Annotated in this window: 24 protein-coding genes and 1 pseudogene; 16 read left to right on the forward strand and 9 right to left on the reverse strand. The window is 55.5% G+C overall.

Annotation, left to right across the window (positions count from 1 at the left end; all coding sequences use genetic code 11):
* Positions 1-11 precede the first annotated feature (11 nt).
* The 3 genes from CI807_RS14800 (at position 12) to CI807_RS14810 (ending at position 3,177) form a co-directional block, all read left to right on the forward strand.
* Positions 12-1,106, forward strand: a complete 1,095-nt coding sequence (locus tag CI807_RS14800) for a tyrosine-type recombinase/integrase (RefSeq protein ID WP_095015151.1) — start codon at positions 12-14, stop codon at positions 1,104-1,106.
* Between the two features lie 90 nt (positions 1,107-1,196).
* Entirely contained in the window at positions 1,197-2,594 is a 1,398-nt protein-coding gene (locus CI807_RS31795) for an AAA family ATPase (protein ID WP_256578763.1), read from the forward strand.
* Positions 2,581-3,177, forward strand: coding sequence for an HNH endonuclease (locus tag CI807_RS14810; RefSeq protein ID WP_095015152.1), 597 nt, complete (start codon positions 2,581-2,583; stop codon positions 3,175-3,177). The genes CI807_RS31795 and CI807_RS14810 overlap by 14 nt, the downstream gene beginning before the upstream one ends.
* A gap of 43 nt (positions 3,178-3,220) precedes the next feature.
* On the opposite strand, the gene CI807_RS14815 is transcribed toward CI807_RS14810, so the two are convergent.
* The 8 genes and pseudogenes from CI807_RS14815 to CI807_RS31440 all read right to left on the reverse strand — a co-directional run bounded on the left by CI807_RS14815 (position 3,221) and on the right by CI807_RS31440 (position 6,682).
* On the reverse strand, positions 3,221-3,487 hold the full coding sequence (locus CI807_RS14815; protein ID WP_095015153.1) for a pyocin activator PrtN family protein: 267 nt from the start codon (positions 3,485-3,487) through the stop codon (positions 3,221-3,223).
* Positions 3,488-3,764: 277 nt separating this feature from the next.
* Positions 3,765-4,307, reverse strand: coding sequence for a phosphohydrolase (locus CI807_RS14825; RefSeq protein ID WP_095015155.1), 543 nt, complete (start codon positions 4,305-4,307; stop codon positions 3,765-3,767).
* Positions 4,304-4,507 carry a hypothetical protein gene (locus CI807_RS14830; RefSeq protein ID WP_256578764.1) on the reverse strand — a complete coding sequence of 68 codons (204 nt, stop codon included), beginning with the start codon at positions 4,505-4,507 and terminating at the stop codon, positions 4,304-4,306. Before CI807_RS14830 ends, CI807_RS14825 begins: the two co-directional genes overlap by 4 nt.
* Before the next feature lie 200 nt (positions 4,508-4,707).
* Positions 4,708-5,103 (reverse strand): annotated as a pseudogene (locus CI807_RS14835) (hypothetical protein); the annotation flags it as partial.
* Positions 5,104-5,151: 48 nt separating this feature from the next.
* Positions 5,152-5,478 (reverse strand): pyocin activator PrtN family protein, encoded by a 327-nt coding sequence (locus CI807_RS14840; RefSeq protein ID WP_095015157.1) that lies wholly within the window; start codon positions 5,476-5,478, stop codon positions 5,152-5,154.
* A 155-nt stretch (positions 5,479-5,633) separates the two neighbouring features.
* On the reverse strand, positions 5,634-5,918 hold the full coding sequence (locus tag CI807_RS14850) for a phage antirepressor KilAC domain-containing protein (RefSeq protein WP_095015159.1): 285 nt from the start codon (positions 5,916-5,918) through the stop codon (positions 5,634-5,636).
* Positions 5,919-5,927: 9 nt separating this feature from the next.
* Positions 5,928-6,509 carry a hypothetical protein gene (locus CI807_RS14855; RefSeq protein WP_095015160.1) on the reverse strand — a complete coding sequence of 194 codons (582 nt, stop codon included), beginning with the start codon at positions 6,507-6,509 and terminating at the stop codon, positions 5,928-5,930.
* Entirely contained in the window at positions 6,506-6,682 is a 177-nt protein-coding gene (locus CI807_RS31440; RefSeq protein WP_177409580.1) for a hypothetical protein, read from the reverse strand. The genes CI807_RS14855 and CI807_RS31440 overlap by 4 nt, the downstream gene beginning before the upstream one ends.
* A 139-nt stretch (positions 6,683-6,821) precedes the next feature.
* On the opposite strand from CI807_RS31440, the gene CI807_RS14860 reads away from it, so the two are divergent.
* The gene (locus CI807_RS14860) at positions 6,822-8,291 is read left to right on the forward strand and encodes a hypothetical protein (protein WP_157742025.1); all 1,470 of its coding nucleotides are present in this window, start codon (positions 6,822-6,824) and stop codon (positions 8,289-8,291) included.
* 16 nt (positions 8,292-8,307) lie between these two features.
* Here the strand turns inward: CI807_RS14860 and CI807_RS14865 are convergent, their stop codons facing one another.
* Positions 8,308-9,039: a LexA family transcriptional regulator gene (locus CI807_RS14865; protein WP_095017554.1), complete on the reverse strand. Its 732-nt coding sequence runs from the start codon at positions 9,037-9,039 to the stop codon at positions 8,308-8,310.
* Positions 9,040-9,118: 79 nt separating this feature from the next.
* Here CI807_RS14865 and CI807_RS14870 point away from each other — a divergent pair, with 79 nt between their 5' ends.
* The 12 genes from CI807_RS14870 (at position 9,119) to CI807_RS14925 (ending at position 19,849) form a co-directional block, all read left to right on the forward strand.
* Positions 9,119-9,379 (forward strand): hypothetical protein, encoded by a 261-nt coding sequence (locus CI807_RS14870; protein ID WP_095015162.1) that lies wholly within the window; start codon positions 9,119-9,121, stop codon positions 9,377-9,379.
* Positions 9,380-9,706: 327 nt separating this feature from the next.
* Positions 9,707-10,225 carry a phage regulatory CII family protein gene (locus CI807_RS14875; protein WP_177409581.1) on the forward strand — a complete coding sequence of 173 codons (519 nt, stop codon included), beginning with the start codon at positions 9,707-9,709 and terminating at the stop codon, positions 10,223-10,225.
* Positions 10,218-10,445, forward strand: a complete 228-nt coding sequence (locus CI807_RS14880) for a TraR/DksA family transcriptional regulator (protein WP_093126267.1) — start codon at positions 10,218-10,220, stop codon at positions 10,443-10,445. The genes CI807_RS14875 and CI807_RS14880 overlap by 8 nt, the downstream gene beginning before the upstream one ends.
* On the forward strand, positions 10,435-12,654 hold the full coding sequence (locus CI807_RS14885; protein ID WP_095015163.1) for a VapE domain-containing protein: 2,220 nt from the start codon (positions 10,435-10,437) through the stop codon (positions 12,652-12,654). Before CI807_RS14880 ends, CI807_RS14885 begins: the two co-directional genes overlap by 11 nt.
* Positions 12,647-13,012, forward strand: coding sequence for a hypothetical protein (locus tag CI807_RS14890; protein ID WP_095015164.1), 366 nt, complete (start codon positions 12,647-12,649; stop codon positions 13,010-13,012). Before CI807_RS14885 ends, CI807_RS14890 begins: the two co-directional genes overlap by 8 nt.
* A 527-nt stretch (positions 13,013-13,539) precedes the next feature.
* Entirely contained in the window at positions 13,540-13,884 is a 345-nt protein-coding gene (locus tag CI807_RS14895) for a phage holin family protein (protein ID WP_095015165.1), read from the forward strand.
* A gap of 206 nt (positions 13,885-14,090) precedes the next feature.
* Positions 14,091-14,720 carry a terminase small subunit gene (locus CI807_RS14900; RefSeq protein WP_095015166.1) on the forward strand — a complete coding sequence of 210 codons (630 nt, stop codon included), beginning with the start codon at positions 14,091-14,093 and terminating at the stop codon, positions 14,718-14,720.
* Positions 14,701-16,698 carry a phage terminase large subunit family protein gene (locus CI807_RS14905; protein WP_095015167.1) on the forward strand — a complete coding sequence of 666 codons (1,998 nt, stop codon included), beginning with the start codon at positions 14,701-14,703 and terminating at the stop codon, positions 16,696-16,698. The genes CI807_RS14900 and CI807_RS14905 overlap by 20 nt, the downstream gene beginning before the upstream one ends.
* 1 nt (position 16,699) lies before the next feature.
* Positions 16,700-16,906, forward strand: coding sequence for a phage head-tail joining protein (locus CI807_RS14910; RefSeq protein WP_032889620.1), 207 nt, complete (start codon positions 16,700-16,702; stop codon positions 16,904-16,906).
* Positions 16,906-18,387, forward strand: a complete 1,482-nt coding sequence (locus CI807_RS14915) for a phage portal protein (RefSeq protein WP_095015168.1) — start codon at positions 16,906-16,908, stop codon at positions 18,385-18,387. Before CI807_RS14910 ends, CI807_RS14915 begins: the two co-directional genes overlap by 1 nt.
* Entirely contained in the window at positions 18,384-19,514 is a 1,131-nt protein-coding gene (locus CI807_RS14920; RefSeq protein ID WP_095015169.1) for a head maturation protease, ClpP-related, read from the forward strand. Before CI807_RS14915 ends, CI807_RS14920 begins: the two co-directional genes overlap by 4 nt.
* The gene (locus tag CI807_RS14925) at positions 19,511-19,849 is read left to right on the forward strand and encodes a head decoration protein (protein WP_095015170.1); all 339 of its coding nucleotides are present in this window, start codon (positions 19,511-19,513) and stop codon (positions 19,847-19,849) included. The genes CI807_RS14920 and CI807_RS14925 overlap by 4 nt, the downstream gene beginning before the upstream one ends.

Consider the following 19,849-nt stretch of genomic DNA (forward strand, 5'->3'; position numbering starts at 1 on the left):
AGCAACTGGAAATGGGCACGATCACAGCACGTAAGCGCAAGGACAACTCGACAGCCTACACGGCGCAGATACGGATCAATCGGGATGGCAAGACAGTTTATCAGGAAAGCCAAACCTTCGACCGTAAGCAAGTCGCTCAGGCCTGGATCAAGAGACGGGAGACGGAGCTGGCCCAACCAGGTGCTATTGAGAGAGCGAATCGGAAGGGCGTGACGATCAAGAAGATGATCGAGCAGTACCTGGATGAGTACGAGAAGATCCGGCCGCTCGGAAAGACCAAAGGCGCCACGCTGAAGGCGATCAGCGAGACCTGGTTGGGTGATATCGACGACGCGCTACTGAGCAGTCAGAAGCTGGTGGAGTTCGCTCAGTGGCGCATGAGTAAAGAGGGTGGTGGTGTTCAGGCGCAGACGGTCGGGAATGATCTGTCGCACTTGGGCGCTGTGTTATCTGTGGCACGACCAGCATGGGGTTATGAAGTCGACCCGCATGCAATGCCTGATGCTCGCAAGGTCTTACGCAAGCTTGGCATGGTCAGCAAGAGCAAGGAGCGCAACCGCCGCCCCACGCTGGAGGAGCTAGACGGGCTCATGAGCCACTTTTCTGAGATGCAGAAGCGTCGGCCGGACTCGATCCATATGCCGAAGTTGATCGCTTTTGCGCTTTTTTCGACGCGTCGACAGGAGGAGATTACTCGGATTCGATGGGAGGACCTGGATTGTGCTCGGCAAGCGGTTTTGGTGCGGGATATGAAAAATCCGGGGCAGAAGATCGGTAACGATGTGTGGTGTCATCTGCCGGACGAGGCCTGGGCTATATTGCATTCCATGCCGAAGGTTGCGCGGGAGATTTTTCCCTATAACGCTAAATCGGTGTCAGCGTCTTTCACGCGTGCGTGCCCGATGCTGAGCATCGAAGATCTCCATTTTCACGACTTGAGACATGAAGGGGTGAGTCGGTTGTTCGAAATGGATTGGGACATACCAAGAGTATCGAGCGTCTCCGGTCATCGGGATTGGAATTCCCTTCGGCGGTATACACATCTGCGAGGTCGGGGAAATTCATATGAAGCGTGGAAGTGGCTATCGCTCGTAATAAAATCTTGAAAACTAAACGACTGGCTGTGTTGCGGATTTTCGTGATTGCAAAATGCTATCCTTAGCAATACCCTAATCAAAAATCATGGAAGGTATGGTATGGCTAGGTTAAGTTCTGTCGCACACGATGGGCATTTTATAAATTTAATCAAACCTAGCCAGGTTGGTGATGATGAAAATGTCTTTACGGTAATTGTGGGGAAAAATGGTGTTGGCAAAAGTAGGTTGTTGGCAGACATTGCTAAAACAGAATCTTTTGAATACGCTTATATTTTTGATCCTGATGATGGCGCTCTTACATACTCTAATCGGCATGGGGTCGATAATGATTCTAAAGTAATTGCCATCTCTACTAGTCCATTCGATAAGTTTCCAAGTCAGAAAAGAAAACTCAATCCCGATGTTCGATCTAACTACAGATATGTCGGTATGCGCGGTGAGGGCATGTATCAACCATCATCGGCTGTTTCACTTATCGCCTCCGCTTCAAAAGGGTTGATAGATAAGTTGCTTGCTAGATCTGGTAATCATAATTTGCTAGCCGTCTTCGATTCATTGAATTTCTACCCAGTTGTGGATTTTGTATTCAAGCCCGGATATATCCGGTCAGGCAAAGACTATGATGAATACGACGTTGGTAGGGTAGGTGATGCGAGTCTATCAATTGATTTAAAATGCATGGATGCGGACTACGGAATTCAGATTGATGAGCGGTATTTTCAGATTCTTGAGGCTTTGCCGGTTTCCAAACGGCATGAAGTTTTCAATGCGATAAGAAAAGTCCATCAGTTATTTACTAAGCGTAAAGCAATAGAGTTAACGATAAATTTTTCAGGAGGGTCTGCGTCTCTAGATGGTCGAGTAGCCAATGATGCTTATATTGAGGCAATGCTGGTTTTAGTTAATGTTGGGCTAATGCGGTTGATGGATCTTAAGTTAGAGAAGATTGGTTATGGTGAAATGTCTCTCAAGAGAGCCAGCTCTGGAGAACAATGTCTGCTGGTTCTTATGCTTGGCATTGCCGGACATATCACAGATGGATCGATAATCTTAATTGATGAGCCCGAAATTAGTTTGCATCCTCGGTGGCAGGAACAGTTCATGATGTTGTTGACGACATCTTTTTCTGCTTATAGTCGATGTCATTTTATTGTTGCTACTCATTCTCCGCAAATTATATCCCGGCTAAGAGATAGAGCCTGCTTTGTCACATCTCTATCAAAACAGGAGGTTTATCATGCTGCTGAGTTTTATCACCGCTCTGCAGATTACCAACTTGCCGAGTTGTTTGACGCTCCAGGTGTGATGAATGAGTACATATCTCGTCTCGCATTCAATCTCTTAGCTAAGGTAAAGGCCGCTAAGTTTGTTGATGCTGAGTCTGCGCTAGAGTTAGTTCGTTTGAAGGAGTTGGATAAGCAGGTCGAGTCAAACGACCCAGTTAAAGAACTTATTAGCTCGGTGGCCGAGTTGTGTGAAAAATATGCCAATAATTAACGATCCAGTCGTTTTGAGTGGTGAAGCTTTAGCGATAATAAATGAGAAGATCCAACAGTCTGGTTTTTCCCATAAGAATTGGGGTGACGCGGATTTGCAGAGTGTGCGATGTGAGATTAGAGACTATTATCGCGAAATTCAGCGTTTAGTTTGCGTGTATTGCCAGGGGCCGGTTGCTGCCCGTTCGGCTGTGGGCGCAGCGGTTGAACATATTGTTCCTAAGTCTCAATACTTAAATTTTATGTTTGAGCCAAAAAATCTTTGTGTTGTGTGCCCTGATTGTAATGAGTATAAAAGTAAGAAAGAAGTTTTTGATCCGGTTATGGTGGCTCCCCGAGTTAATTATCCTACGGTGAGTAAGGCATTTAAGATTGTGCATCCTCATTTTGATGAGTATGACGACCATATCATGAGACATAATAGGGTTTATGTGGACTGCTCTGATAAGGGCGGGTATACAATCTATATTTGTAATTTGAATCGTTTTTTTAGGAAGTTCGGTCGCTGTGACGAATTTGTGAATGATGTGGCGTTGGTTCAACAGTCTGAGCTTTTTTTTGAAGAGGGTAGGGTTGAGTTATAATAATTAACCCAGTCTATGCAGACTGGGTTTTTTACAGTCGTAATCAATTTTTTCCGAATAATTTCGCCTGTTCAATCATAGCTGCTTGTCGTTGACGATCTATATAGTCAGCTAGATCTTTTAAGTGGATTCCGAGCCCAGCTTTTTGACTTCGTGCGCCAAGGCGAACCACTGGAATGTCAATTTCGCCCGTCAGTTGCTTGTGCTTAAATTTTTCAACCGTCAGATTCATGTAGTCGGCGCAGACCCGGGCAAGTGGAATCACCGCCTGACCGTCATATTGAGCCATCAGCAAAAAAAGCGTGTTCATGCGGCCTCCAATGTGTTGACTATCAATTTGTGAGCGGGCGGCTGGCGTTTATACCCCAAGGCAGGCTGCGCGAGCGGGCGTACTGGAGCGATTAGCGTTGCATCAGTGAGCGCTGCCCTGCGCAGCTTTTCGGGGGGTATAAGTGCCTCGGCAGTGGCGCTGGAAAGGGCAATAATGCCTGCTGCTTCGCAGCAGAGACTGTTTGTTTCTAGCGTGTCGACACCATCTGCAGCACGGAGCAAAGCGGACACGACACTAGTGTTGTTCTGTTGGTTCTTCACGCCGCTTTCCTCCGATGTTCGATGGCGAGTTGGTCCATCAGCCGATGGTGGTAGGTGAGTCTGGCTTCTGCAGCAGGCCATGGGCGGATGGTTTCAACCATGGGTTCGATGCCGACCAAGCAATCCCAGATAGCCGGATCGGTTGGCATGAGGTCGCGGCGTTCGGTTGCCAGTGCAATCAGGTCGGCATGGTGCACGCTGGCAGGGAGATCGAGGGCCAGGTCGAAGCGCTCACAAACGCGCATCCAGATCACGTCCTCGAAACCTCGGTAGTCGGGCATGCACTGCTTGAGTGGGCGGGTCATGTCACCCAGGTACGCCTCGGTCGCGTCGTGGAGCAATGCCGCGAGCTTGTGATCTTCCGGCACCAGCTCGGCGACTATGGAGCTGTGCTGGGCCACGCTGTAGAACTCGCGGGTGTGGCCGTTGAAGCGGCACAGATGGGCCAGCGCGTGAGAGATGTCCCGTGGGTCGATCATGTCAACGTATGGCTCGTATAGGTCGAAGCGCTTGCCGGTTGAGGTGAGGATCCAGTTCATGCGGCTTCCCTCACAAGATCGGCCAGCAGCAGGGCGTTGTTAGTTGCTTTGTGCAACTGACGCAAAGAGTCGTAGCCGATCAGCGCTTTCAACTGCCGGTCGAGTTCTTTGTTGTAGAGGGTAGGGGCGTGGAGTTCCCTGGTGGCCTTGGCGTGCTGCTGTTGCAGTGTGCCGGCGGCTTGTGGGGACAAGCGCAGCATGGGGATGGCTCTGCTCATACGTCACCGCCGAATGCTGTTTGGTTTCGTTTATGAATTTCCGCTTCGGTTCGAAAGAATTGCACTGCTTTGCGGGCTTCTGCAGGGCACATTGCCTCGGTTGGTCCGCGCTCTATCACCCATCGACCTTGGGACTCAGTGATTGAGCAGCTCGATGGGGACAGTTCCAACTTTGGTGCCACTGGACCTAGTAAAGCTGCCATGGCAAGAGCTTGGTCGCGGAGAGTAAGTGTGTCGCGCTCGAGTTTTTTGCCGGTACGGAATGCGCTGAATGTCTCTGCCGCAATTCGCAGCTTTTCGGCGATATCTAAGAGAGTTTGGCGCGATGGTTCCCCAAGTTTCGAAGCGGCCAAGGCCCGCTCGTAATGGGAATACAACTTCATATACTGGTCCTGGGCCTGATCAAGCAGTCGCTTCAGATCCTCAATTACCCCTGAGTTATCCGATTGCTGAATAGCCTTGCCTTCATCGATACCTTCGATGCGGCCATCAATCAGACCTCCTCGATAGCCGACCCAATAGAGGATCGCGGCGGCGAAAATGATGCTGATCAATGCGAAGATTTGAATTGCAGTCATGTGGTGTGCTCCTAGTGGTTTCGTGGCTGGTGGTGGCAGCCGTCTGGGTTACTGGTCTTGCTCGGATGAATCGTTTTGTGGCCGTGGCATGTCTTCGTCCGCTCGGTAAGCGCGAATGTCGATCAGTGCTGCGACGTGTTTGATATGGGCGTACCGCAACGCCTTAACGCTGTGGTCCAGAGTGGTCACGGGCAGTTGAATACGCCCGCTGTTGATCGCCTCAGTGAAGGTCTTTTCGTTGAGGTTCTTGAAGTAATGCACGCGCAGCTTTTCCAGGGGGATAAGCACGTCGCCGAAGAGTTGGTGCAGCATCTCGACGGTCGCGCTATCCGGTGCGGGTTGCAGTCGTAGCGGTGTTTGACTGATGTTGCTCATGAGCTGCGGCCTCCTTGCGTTTGAGTCGTGAAGGGTGGTTCCAGGCATTCAGGCAATGGCGTTTGGTCAGCTCCCGCAGATGCTCCGGCACTTCGAGGAGCGCAGCGTTGCGCTCCTCGCGTGTGTGCATGGCGACGATCTGGCGGGCGTACTCCCTAGGCCACGTCACGGTTGTCTGCCGGGATGGCTGGCAGTTCGAGGCCCAACTGTTCCGCGAGCCAGCGGATGCCGGCTTGGCGGACCTTTGTCGACTGGCTGTACTGCATACCGGCGGTCTCGTGGTACCAGTTGCTGTCCTTGATTCGTAGGTACTCGTGGTCCCGCACCGGGAAGGCCGGGAGGTTGCGGTCGTTGAGCAGGCCCTTTTTACGCATTAGAGCGATCAGCTTTGGGCGTGTGAGGCCGAAGTACTTGGCGGCTTTTTCCAGGCAGCGTTCCATCTCGGCCTCCTAGGCTGCGTGCGCGGCGGGTGTCGCCACGGCAGCCAGATGGGTGATGGACTCGGCCACCATGGAGTAGATCTCCACGTCGCTGCCGTACACTGTGAAGCACTTGGTACGCGGCTTTCTGACGCCAATGCTCATGATGGTGGTGATGCCGGCGCGGGTCTTGTTGCGGTGGATTGCTAAGTTGATCGGTTGCTCGAATCCCATATCGAGACTGAGGGCGCCGCCGGTTTGCACCAGGTCGAATACCTGCTGCTTTTGTTCGGTCTCGAACACGCCGTAGCGGCGGTTTGCGTGCGGCAGAGTGGATGGATCGGTAAGGGTGGTTGGTCCGTTGACGATCTCCTCAATGAAGTCCGCTAGCTTGAGGTGCATCTTCTTGGTGTTGGTCAGGGTCAGCGTGTGGCGTTCGCTGCCCAGTTCAACGGTGAAGAGCGTATCGACTTTGCGGCGCTCGACGTTCAGGCGGAAGGCCAGGGCCTCACGCTGTGTTTCTGTGCGCAGTAGGTGGTTGAAGGTTTGGGTAAGGCTGACCTGGGCCTTGAGCAGGGTCAGGGTACGGTTGTCGAGTTTGTACTTTTTCATGCCGCGTGCCCTCCGCCGTTTGGATCGAAGGGGGCGGTTGCGTAGCGCTGTTTCAGCTTGGGTTTGGACGCGATGAAGGCGCAGCCGCAGTCTTGTGCCAGGCGGCGGACCTCGAAGATGCGGGAGGGATTAGCTGCGGCCGGATGGACGTGCAGGGTGGCTGTGGTGTGCATGGTGTTGCCTCGCTCTGTGGTGGAAGAGTGAGACAAATATCAACCAAAAGTGGATTTTGGTCAACAACCATAGGTTGATATTTATATAAATCAATCAGATATTTATGAGCAGCGATATTTTTAGTGCGAGGTGATCTTCATGACCTTGTTACCTGAAGTTGATAGTGGCATCGTGACGCTACTATTACTTAGCACAAGGATCGTCATGCCTACCTCTCTGTCCAAATACCTAAAGATACCCCATAAAAAAATTGATGAGCTAGGCGCTTTGGATCCAGTTTTGGATTTAGACACTCGCTTGTTTCTCGATCCGCATCTTTTGAAACATGCTGAAACTCCAGAATTCAAAGATAGCTACGGGAAGTTGCAAAATAGATTTCTGGAAATCGGTAAGCTATTGTCGATAAGTGCTGCGAAAGAAGATATTTTCTGGAAGGCAGCTGATAAAAAAATGCGATGGCATGAAGTTAGAGGTCTATGTATTGGTTACTCATCAACTGGAACTGCTGGAAGCGGCATAGGTCCAGAATTAAGACGTCGAGTGTTAGTTACAGCTAAGACAATTATCGAGGCAGGGAAGAATGATCCTGAGTTGTTTGAGCTTGTAGGATTGTTTGAAGATAATTTTGGGCCGGACAGAATTAGTGATATGACGGCAAATATCATTGAGGAAGATATACTGACGTACTCCCTGAATATTTATAAACTAATACTACCTGCGGGCTGGGTTGGACCCATAGATAAAAAAACTGGGGTGCCGCAAAATCCATTTACTAAAGAACCGATACTTTTAGTGCCTAAAGAGCTTTTACGAGACTTACCGGCTGCTTTTGATTGGACCGGCAGTGACGAGATAGGTGTAGGAAGCGATGACTTAAAAGAAAAGTTGAATAAGCTCATAGGTAACTCCTGGCGATCTCTTACTGTCATTAAAAAATCTGAACTTAAAGAGCTAATATTTAAATACCCTGACTTAATGGACGATTTAGTAAGCCAGTACACAGCTAAGGAAGCGCAGCCGTATGATTTTGAAGAGGACAAAACTGGCGAATATATTTGGTACAGAAAGACGCAGGACGCCACTCAGGAGAATCCTCTTGAATTGAAGTTAAGTCTTCATCCTAGCATTGATGAGGTTGAGGCTCTTGTCTTGAAAATTTGTGAGAAATTTAAAAGCTTGGTCGAGGATAATGGGCTAAATACACTTTTTTATAATAATAATGACGAGGCCAAAAATGAGTCGGCAGTTCAGCTTGCTTTTTACGGGGTTGCCGATAGTTATTGCGAGGCGAACAATATAATGATAGCCAGAGAGTCTAATTCTGGAAGAGGTCCTGTGGATTTTAAGTTTGGCTCGAATGCTGCTAATAGCGTTTTGGTAGAGGTTAAAAAATCCACTAATAGTAGCTTGACAAAAGGAGTTGAGAAACAGCTTCCAGAGTATATGAAATCTGAAAAGTCTAAGCGAGCGATCTACCTTATCATTGATGTTGGAACATCAAAAACACAGCAAGTTAAATTGAATGCTCTCTATCATAAAATTAAAGGTTCCGCCATAAAGATATTTCATATAGATGGTTTTTTAAAGCCAAGTGCTAGTAAGCTTTAATGGCTAAATTTTATCTCTACTCAGGGATGAATGAGCCAACCACCTTGCCACAAATATGAGTCTCTTCCGTAATATCAATGATTGGATATTGCGGATTTATAGGCCTTAAAAACTGTCGCCCCGCGTCCTCCACTAGAACTTTAAAGGTTACCTCGTTCGTGCGTGGTACTCTCGCGATGACTCTGTCCCCCGTCTTTGTCTCTGCCTCTGGGTCCACAAAAATTATGCAACCTGTCGGATAGCTTCGCCCTGGGCCCGGATTCGTCATGGAGTCACCTAGCACTTTTAGAGCATATCCATGGTTACTAATTGGTACAGGGCAGGATAACCATGTATCGGCCTCATATGCCTCAAAATTCGAGTGTGTTTCACACCAAGCTCCTGCTTGAACCCAAGAAATCAAAGGAACTTTGCCAAAGCGCTGGTTGATTTCGCTAACGTTGCTCTCATCGCCTACGACTAGTTGATGTACGTTACTTTTGCCAGTTTGTTCCTTGGGACGCACGCCGTATTCAAGCCACTCCCGGCGCACCTTCAGCCATGTGCAAAGCGCAACCATGCTGTCGGCTTCGGCCATAGCTTCGCCATTTAGCCACTTGCTTATGGCTTGAGTAGTCTTATCAACCCCCAAGCTTTTCAATTTACGATGGATGTCCACGCCACGACCCCTGCTGCGTACGCCGGCATCGTCAAGGGCTTCGTGTAGGCGCGAGCTGAAAGCGGCGCGTAATTCATTTTTATCAACCATGGGTTGAGAGTGCCACGGAGCTTGCGCAATAGTCAGTTGATGTTTAATATCAACTTCGGGTTGATAAGTGGAGATTGCCATGTTGGACCCTGCAGATTACCCGAACGCCATCGCGTTCGCTTTTGAGGCAGTAGGCGGCATTGGGGCCGCCGCGAAGGTGTGCGAAAGAAGTTATCAAGCGCTGAACAAATGGCGCTTGGCAGGCTGCCTGCCGCGAACCGATTACACCGGTGAAACGAAATACGCAGTGCTTTTGGCTAAAGCTGCAGGGCAAATGGGCAACCCTTTTGAGTCTGCTTGGTTGCTTAACGCGTCCGCACCACAGAAGGCTGCTGCATAGTCAGAAAAAAGGCGACCTAAAGGTCGCCCAGTTCCTCCCGGCACGCACCACCACAGCGCTGTCGGGTCGCGATAAAAAAGGCGGGCACACCACATGCAAACCGTCGATTTTTACCGCGCTTTCCAAGGCACGGATGCCTTGGGTTGCTGCCTTCTCCACCACAGATTAGGCAGCTGTTGCGCCAGAGGTGAACAACGGATTGTTCGCCTCGGCACGGTGCCGGTTTCGATCCCTAGATCTTGCCGGCGTTTGGCCCTTTCAAGCCACGCGGCAAATGTATCACCACTACACGTCGCGGGGCACTGGCAACTTAGTAGGATTAATGCCATGAGCCGAGTAGCTTTAAGCTGTGTTGATCGAGCGCAAAAGGAAGTACTGACGCTCGAATTAGCCTTGTACCACGCCGCACGGGACTATCCCGGCGGTGCCGCCGCAATCGCCGCCACCACCGGCCGCAATGCCACCACGCTGCAGCACAAGCTGTCTCCCACCCATCCCTCGCACACCGTCAACATCCAGGAGTTCGGCGAGATCCTCGAACTGACCAAGGACCGTCGAATTCTCGATGCTGTGCACGGTCTTGTCGGCGACACGATCTGGCAGGAACTGGCTGAGGCGTACACCAACGACATGCCTGAAACCCTGACCACGGGTATCGCCATGTTTTTCCGGCAGGTCGCCGATTTGTCCGAAACCTGGGCCAAGCACATTGGCGACGGCAAGGTCGACGACGGTGAACTGGCCGAGATCCGCCAGTTGGTGTTTCGCGGCATTCAGGGATTATTGGGCATGTACAACCGCGCCCGCTACGTCAACCAGACGACTTGTGGGGTGGAACGTGGCTGATATCGCTGATTTCGCAAATGACCTGGTGCAAGAGCGCATCGATCAGGCCGTTGCTGCACGCTTGGCGCTGATGTCCAACACGGCTCAGCATTCGCTGATGTTCTGTGACGAATGCGATGGCCCCATCCCCGAAGCCCGTCGTTTGGCACAACCCGGTTGCACGCTCTGCATTGAGTGCAAGACCGTCGATGACCAGAGGGCTGCCCGTTATGCTCGATGACGTGCTCAATCAGTTCGCGGACTACGGTCTCGAACCCGCTCAGCCCCTCGTATTCGGAAAGCTCACGCGCTGCAAAACCACCCAGGATAAGGGCAAGGAAAAGAACGGCTGGTACGTCATCCACGAACACCGCACCGAAAAGAACGAGACGCTGATCTTCGGCAGCTTTGGTGACTGGCGCTCCGGCGAGACCAAGAAGATCAAGGTCAAGGCCGGTCGTATGAGCCCAGAAGAGCGCGAAGTGATGCGCGCTCGCCAGGAGGACGCCAAGCGCAAGGCCGCCGAGATCGCGGCCAATGCGTCACGCCGAGCGGCCAACCGTGCTGCGGGGCTGTTCAAGCGTATGCCCGAAAAGGGCAAGAGCGCCTACCTGGATCGAAAGCAGATCGTAGGCTTCAAGGTTCGCTATGCGCCCCGTACCGGCGCTTTTTTAGTGCCCATGTGTAATGTGCGCGACCAGATCGTCGGCCTGCAGGTGATCTTCCCCGCGAAGCAAGAGGACACCGGTCGGGACAAAGCGTATTGGCCCTACGGCATGTCGAAGGAAGGCGCCTTCCACCTGATCGGCCCACACCCTGAACCCGGCGAGCCAGTGCTGGTGTGTGAGGGCTACGCCACTGGCGCAAGCCTGCACATGGCGACTTCGCTGACCGTCGCCATCGCCTTCGACGCGGGCAACCTTCTGCCGGTCTCCAAGGCCATGCGCGAGCGTTTCCCCGGCTGCCCGCTGATCATCTGTCGCGATGATGACTGGAAGACCAAACGCCCTAATGGCGCCCCCTGGAACCCAGGCGAAGAGAAGGCTAACAACGCTGCGCTGGTTGTCGGCGGCCAGGTGGTTGCCCCGGTGTTCTCCGGCGAGCGCGAGATCAAGTGGACCGACTTCAACGACCTGCACGTCGCCGAAGGTTTGGAAGCTGTCCGCCGTCAGGTGCTGGCGGTGGTCAAGCCGCCTGCAGCGGGTGGCTGGAAAGACCAGCTCGCCCGCACGGAGAACGGCTCCCTGATCGCGCACATGCAAAATGTCGAGCTGATCCTCGGCAATGACGAGCGCTGGGCCGGCGTCATCGGTTACAGCGTGTTCAGCTCCAAGATCGTCAAGCTGCGGTCTGCGCCCTTCGGTGGCGGTGCCGGCGATTGGGCGGACATTGACGACATGCGCGTGATGAAGTGGCTCGCGCAGCAGTACAACCTGCGGGTCAAAGCCTCCCATGTGATCGAGGCGGTCAGCGTGGTTGCTCACGACCATGCCTTCCACCCGGTGCGCGAGTACCTGGAGAAGCTGGAGTGGGACCGAGTACCTCGCATCGAAACCTGGCTCACTGATGTACTGGGCGTCCAGGCCAGCGAGTACTCGGCCAAGGTCGGTAAGCGCTGGTTGATCTCTGCGGTCGCACGGGTGATGCGCCCAGGCTGCAAGGCAGACTCGGTGATGATCCTCGAAGGCGGGCAGGGTGCTGGTAAGTCCACAGCCATGGGCGTCCTCGGTGGCGAATGGTTCATGGATACGCCCTTTGCCCTCGGCGACAAGGACAGCTTCCAGGCGATTCGCGGGAAGTGGATCGTCGAGCTGGGCGAGCTGGACAGCTTTAACAAAGCCGAAAGCACCAAGGCCAAACAGTTTTTTTCCGCGTCCACCGACACCTACCGCGAGAGCTACGGCCGCAGAACGAATGACGTGCCACGCCAGTGTGTTTTCGTGGGCACCACCAACCAAGAGGAGTACCTCAAGGACGCCACAGGCAACCGCCGCTACTGGCCGGTGTTCTGCAACAAGGTCGACCTGGAACAATTGCGAGAGATCCGCGACCAGCTATGGGCCGAGGCGCTGTTTTGCTTCGAGGCCGGCGATATCTGGTGGGTGAACAAGGACGAATCCAAGATGTTCGCCGAGGCCCAGGACGAACGTTTTGTGGTGGACGAATGGGAAGGGCCAATCCTGGCCTGGATGGAAGAGTCGCAGATCGGCGAGACCGCCACCGGCAACGAGATCCTCACCCAGGCGCTCAAGCTGGACTTCGGCCATTGGGGCAAGCCTGAGCAGATGCGGGTCGGGGCGATCATGCACCGGTTGGGTTGGCGTAAGCGGCGCATGCCTGCATTGCCGAAAAGCGGGGTGCGGCCATGGGCGTATGTAAAGCCTGCGGGTTGGGGGCGTGCGTCTGCGTTGCAGCAATCGGTGATCGAGGAGCCATGCTTCGATGATTAAGCGAATCGACGAGATGCTCAAACTATGGGCGCAGGATCTGCACTCGCCCGTGCCGGAAAACGTGGGCGGGCCGAGCGGCAGCAACATGATCGCCATGCTGATGGAATGCAAGGGCGAGTTGATACGCGGCACACGCGGCAGTCGGGTGCTGCTGGATGAATCGGCCGACATCGAGCTGATCGTCAACAAGCACTTGCCGCCGCAGCTGTCGGTCGTCGTGCGTGAGCATTACTGCAACCACGAAAGCTTCCTCTCGCAGAAGTACACCCATTGCGGATGCGGTCGGGATACCTACTACCAGCGTCTGCACGAAGCCCACCTGCACATTGCTGGCATGCTGATGGGGAAGGCTGCATGACCCCCGGCGTTACTCCGTGTGCCTCTGTCCTACTGTCCGCCCTTGTCCGACTGCCATTTAGCGCAGTTGGACAGGCGCAGGCCGCGCCGTTGTTGGCCTGTCCTACCGTCCAACCTTCACCCGCCCCACGCACACATGAGCATAGCGGGCACGTAATCGCGCCCATGGCGCGCACGCGTGCTTTTAGCTTTCTCTCTATACACAAGAGAAAAGGAATAAAGGTAGGACAGTAGGGCAGAGCCCCGTATTCAGGCGTCTGTAGCTGTCCTACTTCGATCAAGAGTAGTGGGACAGGTCAGACGGGGCACCAGAAGCGATAGCCGAATGAATGCGTTGTACCTGCGTTGTACCTGCGTCATACCTGTATTGCACCCGTATTGCGCCATGGCATTAAAACTCCCTTGCTGCCACCGGAATCGACCTGTAAAAAGTACCCATCTTCGATAGGTGCGACCGCAAGCAGCGGGACACACCACCACACTGAACCCGGCCATTGCGCCGGGTTTTTGCGTTTATGGGGTAGGGCGATGACGAACGAGCAGCAAGCGCTTATTGAGATGCCGGTCTGGATGGTGATCCTACTGTCCCTGGTCGGCGGGATTTCCGGCGAGGCATGGCGGGCCGACAAGGCGGGGGTAAGCGGCTGGTCCCTGGTCCGCAGGTTGCTGCTTCGGTCCGGGGCCTGCGTGGTCTGCGGGCTTTCCACCATGATGTTGCTGCACGCCTCGGGCATGTCGGTGCTGGCGGCGGGAAGCATTGGCTGCCTCACCGCGATGGCCGGCGCCGACGTCGCCATCGGCCTGTACGAACGCTGGGCCGCCAAGCGGTTGGGCGTATGCGATGTGCCTCCCTCGGGCGGTGGTCAGGCGTGACGCGCTGGAGGCCACGGAATACGTGGTCCCCAGCGAATCGCACCAAAATGGAGCGCCGAGAGGTCGCCGGGGACCCTGGCGGCATCCGAGGGACACGGGGCATGAAACCCGCGGGAAAGCGTTAGCGGCAGGGCTGCCAGCTTACTGAAATTCAATCCATTGAAATTGAAAGGCTCCATTGAAAAGCCGTTGAAAAAGGAGGGCTCATGACAGAACCAACCTACCTGTCAAAGAGCGCTTTCGCGGCTCGCATCGGCAGGTCACCCAGTTACATCACCTGGTTGAAAGATAACAACCGCCTGGTGCTATCGCCCGACGGCAAAAAGGTCGATGTCCTGGCCACCGAAGCCCTCATCGTTGAAACAGCCGATCCAAGCAAGGCCGCTGTATCGGCTCGTCATCAACAGGCTCGGATCGAGCGTGACGTTCACAGCCAACTCAGCCCCCTTGCCGAGCCGACTTCCACGGCTGCGCCGCAGCCAATGGCTACCGCCGGGAAACCTGCCGATTTTCAAAAGGCTCGCGCGCACCGTGAATACTACCTGGCGCAGCTGGCTGAGATGGAGTTTCACAAGGCTCAATGCTCGGTGGTCGAGATCGTCGCGGTTCAGTCGGGGGCCTACAACGCTGGACGCATGTTGCGCGACACTCTCTTGGGCATGCCGCCCCAATTGGCGCCGGAACTGGCCGCTATGACTGATCCTTGGGAAATCGAACGACGCCTGACGGCAGCGTTACGGACAAGACTCGAAGAGGCCAGTCGCATGTCCGCAGAGGACTTCGGGCACGCACTCGAAACCAACTGGGAGGTGGTTGATGACCCTGGCAAGATCTGATGGCGCGGAGGTCTACCGCGAGGCTTACTTTCGAGGTATGCAGCCTGATCCAGATGTGTGGATTGATGAGTGGGCAGATGAGTACATGCGCATACCACGCGACACCGGTGCCGCAGAGCCGGGTCAGTACCGCACCTCTCGGACGCCCTACGCCCGTGAGCCGATGCGATGCCTATCACCGGCACACCCGTGTAAACGAGTCGTGACCATGGTGGCCTCGCAGTTGATGAAAACACAGATTGCGTTGAATTGGATCGGTGGGTTGATCCATATGGCACCGTCCAACATTCTCACACTGCTACCCAGCTTGGGGCTTGCCAAGCGGGTGTCGTCTCGGATCGGCAAGACCATCAAGGCCACTCCGGTATTGCGTGAGCGCGTTGCAGCAAGTCGCTCGCGGGACTCGCGCAATACCATGGACACCAAGGAGTTCGAGGGCGGCTCGCTGTATGTCACTACTGCGGGCTCTGCGGCCAACTTGGCCGAGTTGTCGGCGCGCTACATCTACGGCGATGAGGTCGACCGATGGGAGGTTGACGTTGGAGATGAGGGCGACCCTATCGAGCTGGCGGAAACGCGGGGTAGTACTTTTGGCCGGAACGCAAAGTTCTATTTTTCGAGCTCGCCGACGATCAAGGGCGCGTCACGCATTGCCGATCTGTTTGAATCCAGCGACCAGCGTTATTACTACGTGCCATGCCCCCACTGTGGCCACATGCAGGTGCTTGAATGGGAAAACCTTCTCTACTCAGCCGACTTTAGCGTGGTGCATTACAAATGCGCTGCGTCCGGTTTGGATTGCGATGTGTTGATCGAAGAGCACTTCAAGGGACAGATGTTAGCCAAGGGTGAATGGCGCTCCCACACCCAAGGCGATGGTGAGACTGTGGGGTTCCACCTCAATGCGCTGTATTCGCCGCCGGGGTGGATGGATTGGCGGTCGCTGGCTAAGCAGTTCGAAAAGGCCAAAAAGGCTCAGGCTAAGGGTGACCTTGAACCCATGCAGGTGTTCTACAACACTCGTCTGGCAAAGGTCTGGGACAGCGCACAAGAGCAGACGAAGGCATCGGTCCTGATCGAGCGGGCTCGTAGGGAGGGTTTCTCCCTCGGTGCGGTACCTGCTGCTGTGATGATGATCACTGGCTCTGTCGACGTGCAGGCCGATCGCCTGGAGTTCATGGCAATGGGCTGGGGTGTCGGCATGGAGCGCTGGGTCATCGATCACCGAGTAATCGCCGGTGACCCATCAGATGAGCGTACCTGGGCGGTCCTCGACGAGCTGCTCAAGGAGCGCTATCGACACCCTTGCGGCGTTGGCCTGGGAATTCTTGCTGTTGCTGTCGACTCCGGTGGTCATCACACGGATGAGGTGTATCAGTTCTGCCGCGTACGGCGCTGGCGCAACATCTTCGCCATTAAGGGCGCGAGCAAGCCCGGCAAGCCGGTGATCGCTCAGCGGCCTTCTATGGTTGATGTGACCTGGAAGGGCCAGACCGAGCGGGGCGGCGCAGAGCTGTGGTTTGTCGGCACCGACACGGCAAAGGACTGGATCTACAACCGCTACCCGTTCGAATCCGGGCCAGGCGCGCTGCACTTTGCCAACGACTTGCCGGACGAGTTCTTCGCCCAGTGCGTGGCCGAGCGCAAGGTTGCCAAGTACGTGCGGGGCCACAAGCGTATCGAGTGGATCAAAGGCAAGGCCGAGCGCAACGAAGCGCTCGATCTGATGGTGTACAACCTGGCGATGGCGCATTACCTCGGCATCAACCGTTACCAGGAGCACGACTGGGAGCGGGTGCGGAACTCGCTGGCCCAGGCCGGTTTGTTCGATGAAAAGGTGGTCGAAGCCGAACGTGTCACGGTCGCCGAGCAGGCTCCTGAGACACCGAAGCATGCACCGCAACCCGTCGCCCAACCGCGACCCGCTGCACCCCCACAACGCCGCAGCTCCACCAGCGGTTACCTGAAGAGACGCTGATATGTCGTTTACCCCGAAGCACCTCGAAGCTATCGAGCGCGCCATTGCACGCGGTGAAAAGACCGTGCGCTACAGCGACCGCACGGTGGAGTACCGCTCTATCGACGAACTGCTCAAAGCCCGTGATGAGATTCGTACGTCGCTGAGCCAAGCCGCCGGGCCGCGCTCTCGCGTGATCCGGCTTACCCACGGAGGCAAGGGAATCTAATGGCCCGACATTATCCGACGCTGACCCGTAACGGATTCTTGCTGCCGTCGAACATCAAGGCCAGTTACGAAGGCGCCGGTGAGGGCCGACGTTCGGCCAGTTGGGAAGCCTCCGACAACGGCATCAACAGCATCAACACCCCGGCCCTGCGCAACCTACGTGCGCGTTCTCGGGCGGCGGTGCGCAATGACCCTTACGCGTTCAACGTCATCGACAAACGCGTCAGCAACCTGATCGGCACCGGCATCACGCCCAGGCCGACCACGGACGACGCCGAGCTGCGTAAGCTCAAGCAGCAGCTTTGGGATGACTGGGCGTCCGAGGCGGATGCCGATGAGCTGACCGACTTCTACGGCATGCAGGCTCTGGTGGCTCGCACCGTTGAAACGGCCGGTGAATGCTTTGTGCGATTGCGACCCCGCAGCCCGAGCGAAGGTTTGGCAGTGCCACTGCAGCTGCAGGCGCTGGCCCCTGAATTCGTCCCGCACGACAAGTTCGAGACGGCCAAAAACGGCAATGTGATCCGCGCCGGGATCGAGTTCAACCCGGCGGGCAAGCGTGTGGCGTATTACATGTACCTGTCGCATCCCCGCGACTCGTCGTCGTTGAACGCTGGCTATAACCAGTTGGTGCGCGTACCGGCAACACAGGTACTGCACATCTTCGAACCGATGGAGCCTGGTCAACTACGTGGCGTGCCGCGTTTGGCGCCGGTATTGAAGCGCTTGCGCAGCCTGGACAACTACGATGACGCGGTGCTGTTCAGGCAGGAAGTGGCGAACCTGTTTGCCGGTTTCATCAAACGGCCATCATCGGAGATGGGGCAACAACCGCGTGACCCTGTCACTGGGCAACTCCTGACCACCGACCGCGACGGCTTCACGCCGATGGTCGCCCTGGAGCCCGGCACCATGCAGGAGCTGGGACCAGGTGAAGAGGTGGAGTTCTCCAAGCCACCGGACGCCGGCAACAACTACCCGGACTTTATGCGGCAGCAACTGATGGCTGCTGCGGCGGGTTCGGGGACGCCCTACGAGATCCTGACCGGCGACATGCGGGAGGTTAACGACCGGGCGTTGCGTGTGGTGCTCAACGAGTTCCGGCGTCGATTGGAGCAGCTGCAATTCGGCGTGTATGTGCATCAGTTGTGTCGCCCAGTACGGGCCGCATGGATGGACATGGCGGTGCTGTCCGGTGCCCTGGTGTTGGAGGATTACGCGCAACGTCGGCGCGAATACCTACGCACGCGCTGGGTGCCGCAGGGCTGGGCCTATATCCAGCCGGTTCAGGACGTGCAGGCCCGCCAGATGGAGGTGCGAGCTGGCTTTGCCTCTCGCAGCGAGATGGTGCTCCGCACTGGGTACGACGCGGAAACGGTCGACACGGAAAACGCTGCTGATCTCGCCAGGGCCGCGGGTCTCGGCCTCAACTACACGACTCTTGAAGCCATCGAGACGATCGATGACAAGGAACAACCATGAGCAAAAAAACGAAACCGCGTGTTTATGACAAGGCGGGCAAGCAGGTGAAGGTCGCGGATAAAAGCTGGTACGCCCTCCAGGCCAGCGGCGAAGCCGAGCAGCGCAACATCGAGATCTTCGTGTACGGCGAGATCGGCGCCTGGGGCGTCACCGCCAATCAGTTCGTGCAGGATCTGCGCGCCATGGATGACGGCGTGTCGCCAGTGATTGTTGCGTTCAACAGCATCGGCGGTGATCTGTTCGATGGTCTGGCGATCCACAACGCGCTCTCGCGCCTGGGTGAGCGCTGTACTGGCCGCATTGATGCCCTGGCGGCCAGCGCGGCCAGTGTTGCGGTGTGCGGCGCGCATCGGGTGGTTATTGCCGCCAATGCCATGCTGATGATTCACAACCCCTACACCTTCACCGGTGGCGATGCCGAAGACTTTCGTCGCGTCGCCGATGTCCTGGATCAGACCTTGGAAGCGATTATCGCGGCCTACAAGGCTAAGGCGCCGGATATCGACGAAGCTGAGCTGCGGCGCATGGTCAATGCTGAAACCTGGCTCACCGCCAACGAAGCGGTGGCTCTTGGCCTGGCCGATGAAGTCGGCGACGGTCTTAAGGTCAGCGCCTGTCTCGGACAGGGCAGTGTGTTGCAGCGCTTCCAGAATGCCCCGCCCGAGCTGCTCGCCCAACTGGATGAGGAGCCTGAAGTAGAACCGCCTGAGCCAGGTCCTGCCCCCGTGCTGAATGCTGCCAAGTTGGCGCTGATGGTCACGCACGGATGTGCAGCGGCCGGCATCAGCAACCTGGTGGACCCGATACTCGCTGCGACGAAGCTGGAAAGCGAAGCGGTGATCCAGGCAGCACTGACCAATGCAAAAGCCTTGCACGGGCTCTGTGTCGCGGCACGCCTGCCAGAGCTGACCGGCGAATTCATCACGGCGGGCCTGGATGAAGCTGCAGTTCGTGCGCGGCTCTTCGACAAGCTGGTCGGCAGTGGCGGCGGCTTTGAAATCAACAACAGCCTGCCGCTGGACGATGATCCAGCCCCAACGATCAAGGCCAAACAGGTCGACACTCACTCAATCTGGGCAACCCGTCAGGCGGCACAAAACGGTAACTCGAAAGGAGCAAGAGCATGAAAACTGAATCGATGCACGCAGGTGAGTTCCTGCTGTCCGAAGGCGCTGGCACCATTTCCCGCGAAGCGATCAACGTCGCTGCCGGCCCTGCGTTAGAACCTGGCCAGATTCTTGGTTTGGTCACCGCTACTGGTGAATTCGCGCCATACAACCCCACAGCTGAAGACGGGAGCGAGAACGCCCAGGCGATCCTCTTCGGCCCATTGAGCATGTCGGACGTGGTGCGCCGAGGACGTGCGGTGGTGCGTCTGGCGGAGGTCAGCGAAGCACATTTGACCGGCCTGGACCCCGCCGCCGAGAAAGCGCTGAACGCTCGAGACGTGATCGTCCGCTAA

Origin of the sequence: Pseudomonas sp. NS1(2017) (genome assembly GCF_002269425.1) — a bacterium.
GTDB classification, from domain to species: domain Bacteria; phylum Pseudomonadota; class Gammaproteobacteria; order Pseudomonadales; family Pseudomonadaceae; genus Aquipseudomonas; species Aquipseudomonas reactans.

What these genes read in the sequence shown, in the direction of transcription:
- CI807_RS31795 (WP_256578763.1), top strand. Translation starts at nt 1,197, where the DNA reads ATGGCTAGGTTAAGTTCTGTCGCACACGATGGGCATTTTATAAATTTA.
- CI807_RS14860 (WP_157742025.1), top strand. Translation starts at nt 6,822, where the DNA reads ATGACCTTGTTACCTGAAGTTGATAGTGGCATCGTGACGCTACTATTA.
- CI807_RS14910 (WP_032889620.1), top strand. Translation starts at nt 16,700, where the DNA reads ATGTCGTTTACCCCGAAGCACCTCGAAGCTATCGAGCGCGCCATTGCA.
- CI807_RS31440 (WP_177409580.1), bottom strand. Translation starts at nt 6,682, where the DNA reads ATGCACACCACAGCCACCCTGCACGTCCATCCGGCCGCAGCTAATCCC.
- CI807_RS14800 (WP_095015151.1), top strand. Translation starts at nt 12, where the DNA reads ATGGGCACGATCACAGCACGTAAGCGCAAGGACAACTCGACAGCCTAC.
- CI807_RS14915 (WP_095015168.1), top strand. Translation starts at nt 16,906, where the DNA reads ATGGCCCGACATTATCCGACGCTGACCCGTAACGGATTCTTGCTGCCG.
- CI807_RS14850 (WP_095015159.1), bottom strand. Translation starts at nt 5,918, where the DNA reads ATGGAACGCTGCCTGGAAAAAGCCGCCAAGTACTTCGGCCTCACACGC.
- CI807_RS14920 (WP_095015169.1), top strand. Translation starts at nt 18,384, where the DNA reads ATGAGCAAAAAAACGAAACCGCGTGTTTATGACAAGGCGGGCAAGCAG.
- CI807_RS14855 (WP_095015160.1), bottom strand. Translation starts at nt 6,509, where the DNA reads ATGAAAAAGTACAAACTCGACAACCGTACCCTGACCCTGCTCAAGGCC.
- CI807_RS14875 (WP_177409581.1), top strand. Translation starts at nt 9,707, where the DNA reads ATGAGCCGAGTAGCTTTAAGCTGTGTTGATCGAGCGCAAAAGGAAGTA.
- CI807_RS14815 (WP_095015153.1), bottom strand. Translation starts at nt 3,487, where the DNA reads ATGAACACGCTTTTTTTGCTGATGGCTCAATATGACGGTCAGGCGGTG.
- CI807_RS14925 (WP_095015170.1), top strand. Translation starts at nt 19,511, where the DNA reads ATGAAAACTGAATCGATGCACGCAGGTGAGTTCCTGCTGTCCGAAGGC.
- CI807_RS14890 (WP_095015164.1), top strand. Translation starts at nt 12,647, where the DNA reads ATGATTAAGCGAATCGACGAGATGCTCAAACTATGGGCGCAGGATCTG.
- CI807_RS14905 (WP_095015167.1), top strand. Translation starts at nt 14,701, where the DNA reads ATGACCCTGGCAAGATCTGATGGCGCGGAGGTCTACCGCGAGGCTTAC.
- CI807_RS14895 (WP_095015165.1), top strand. Translation starts at nt 13,540, where the DNA reads ATGACGAACGAGCAGCAAGCGCTTATTGAGATGCCGGTCTGGATGGTG.
- CI807_RS14830 (WP_256578764.1), bottom strand. Translation starts at nt 4,507, where the DNA reads ATGCTGCGCTTGTCCCCACAAGCCGCCGGCACACTGCAACAGCAGCAC.
- CI807_RS14900 (WP_095015166.1), top strand. Translation starts at nt 14,091, where the DNA reads ATGACAGAACCAACCTACCTGTCAAAGAGCGCTTTCGCGGCTCGCATC.
- CI807_RS14865 (WP_095017554.1), bottom strand. Translation starts at nt 9,039, where the DNA reads ATGGTTGATAAAAATGAATTACGCGCCGCTTTCAGCTCGCGCCTACAC.
- CI807_RS14840 (WP_095015157.1), bottom strand. Translation starts at nt 5,478, where the DNA reads ATGAGCAACATCAGTCAAACACCGCTACGACTGCAACCCGCACCGGAT.
- CI807_RS14825 (WP_095015155.1), bottom strand. Translation starts at nt 4,307, where the DNA reads ATGAACTGGATCCTCACCTCAACCGGCAAGCGCTTCGACCTATACGAG.
- CI807_RS14870 (WP_095015162.1), top strand. Translation starts at nt 9,119, where the DNA reads ATGTTGGACCCTGCAGATTACCCGAACGCCATCGCGTTCGCTTTTGAG.
- CI807_RS14810 (WP_095015152.1), top strand. Translation starts at nt 2,581, where the DNA reads ATGCCAATAATTAACGATCCAGTCGTTTTGAGTGGTGAAGCTTTAGCG.
- CI807_RS14885 (WP_095015163.1), top strand. Translation starts at nt 10,435, where the DNA reads ATGCTCGATGACGTGCTCAATCAGTTCGCGGACTACGGTCTCGAACCC.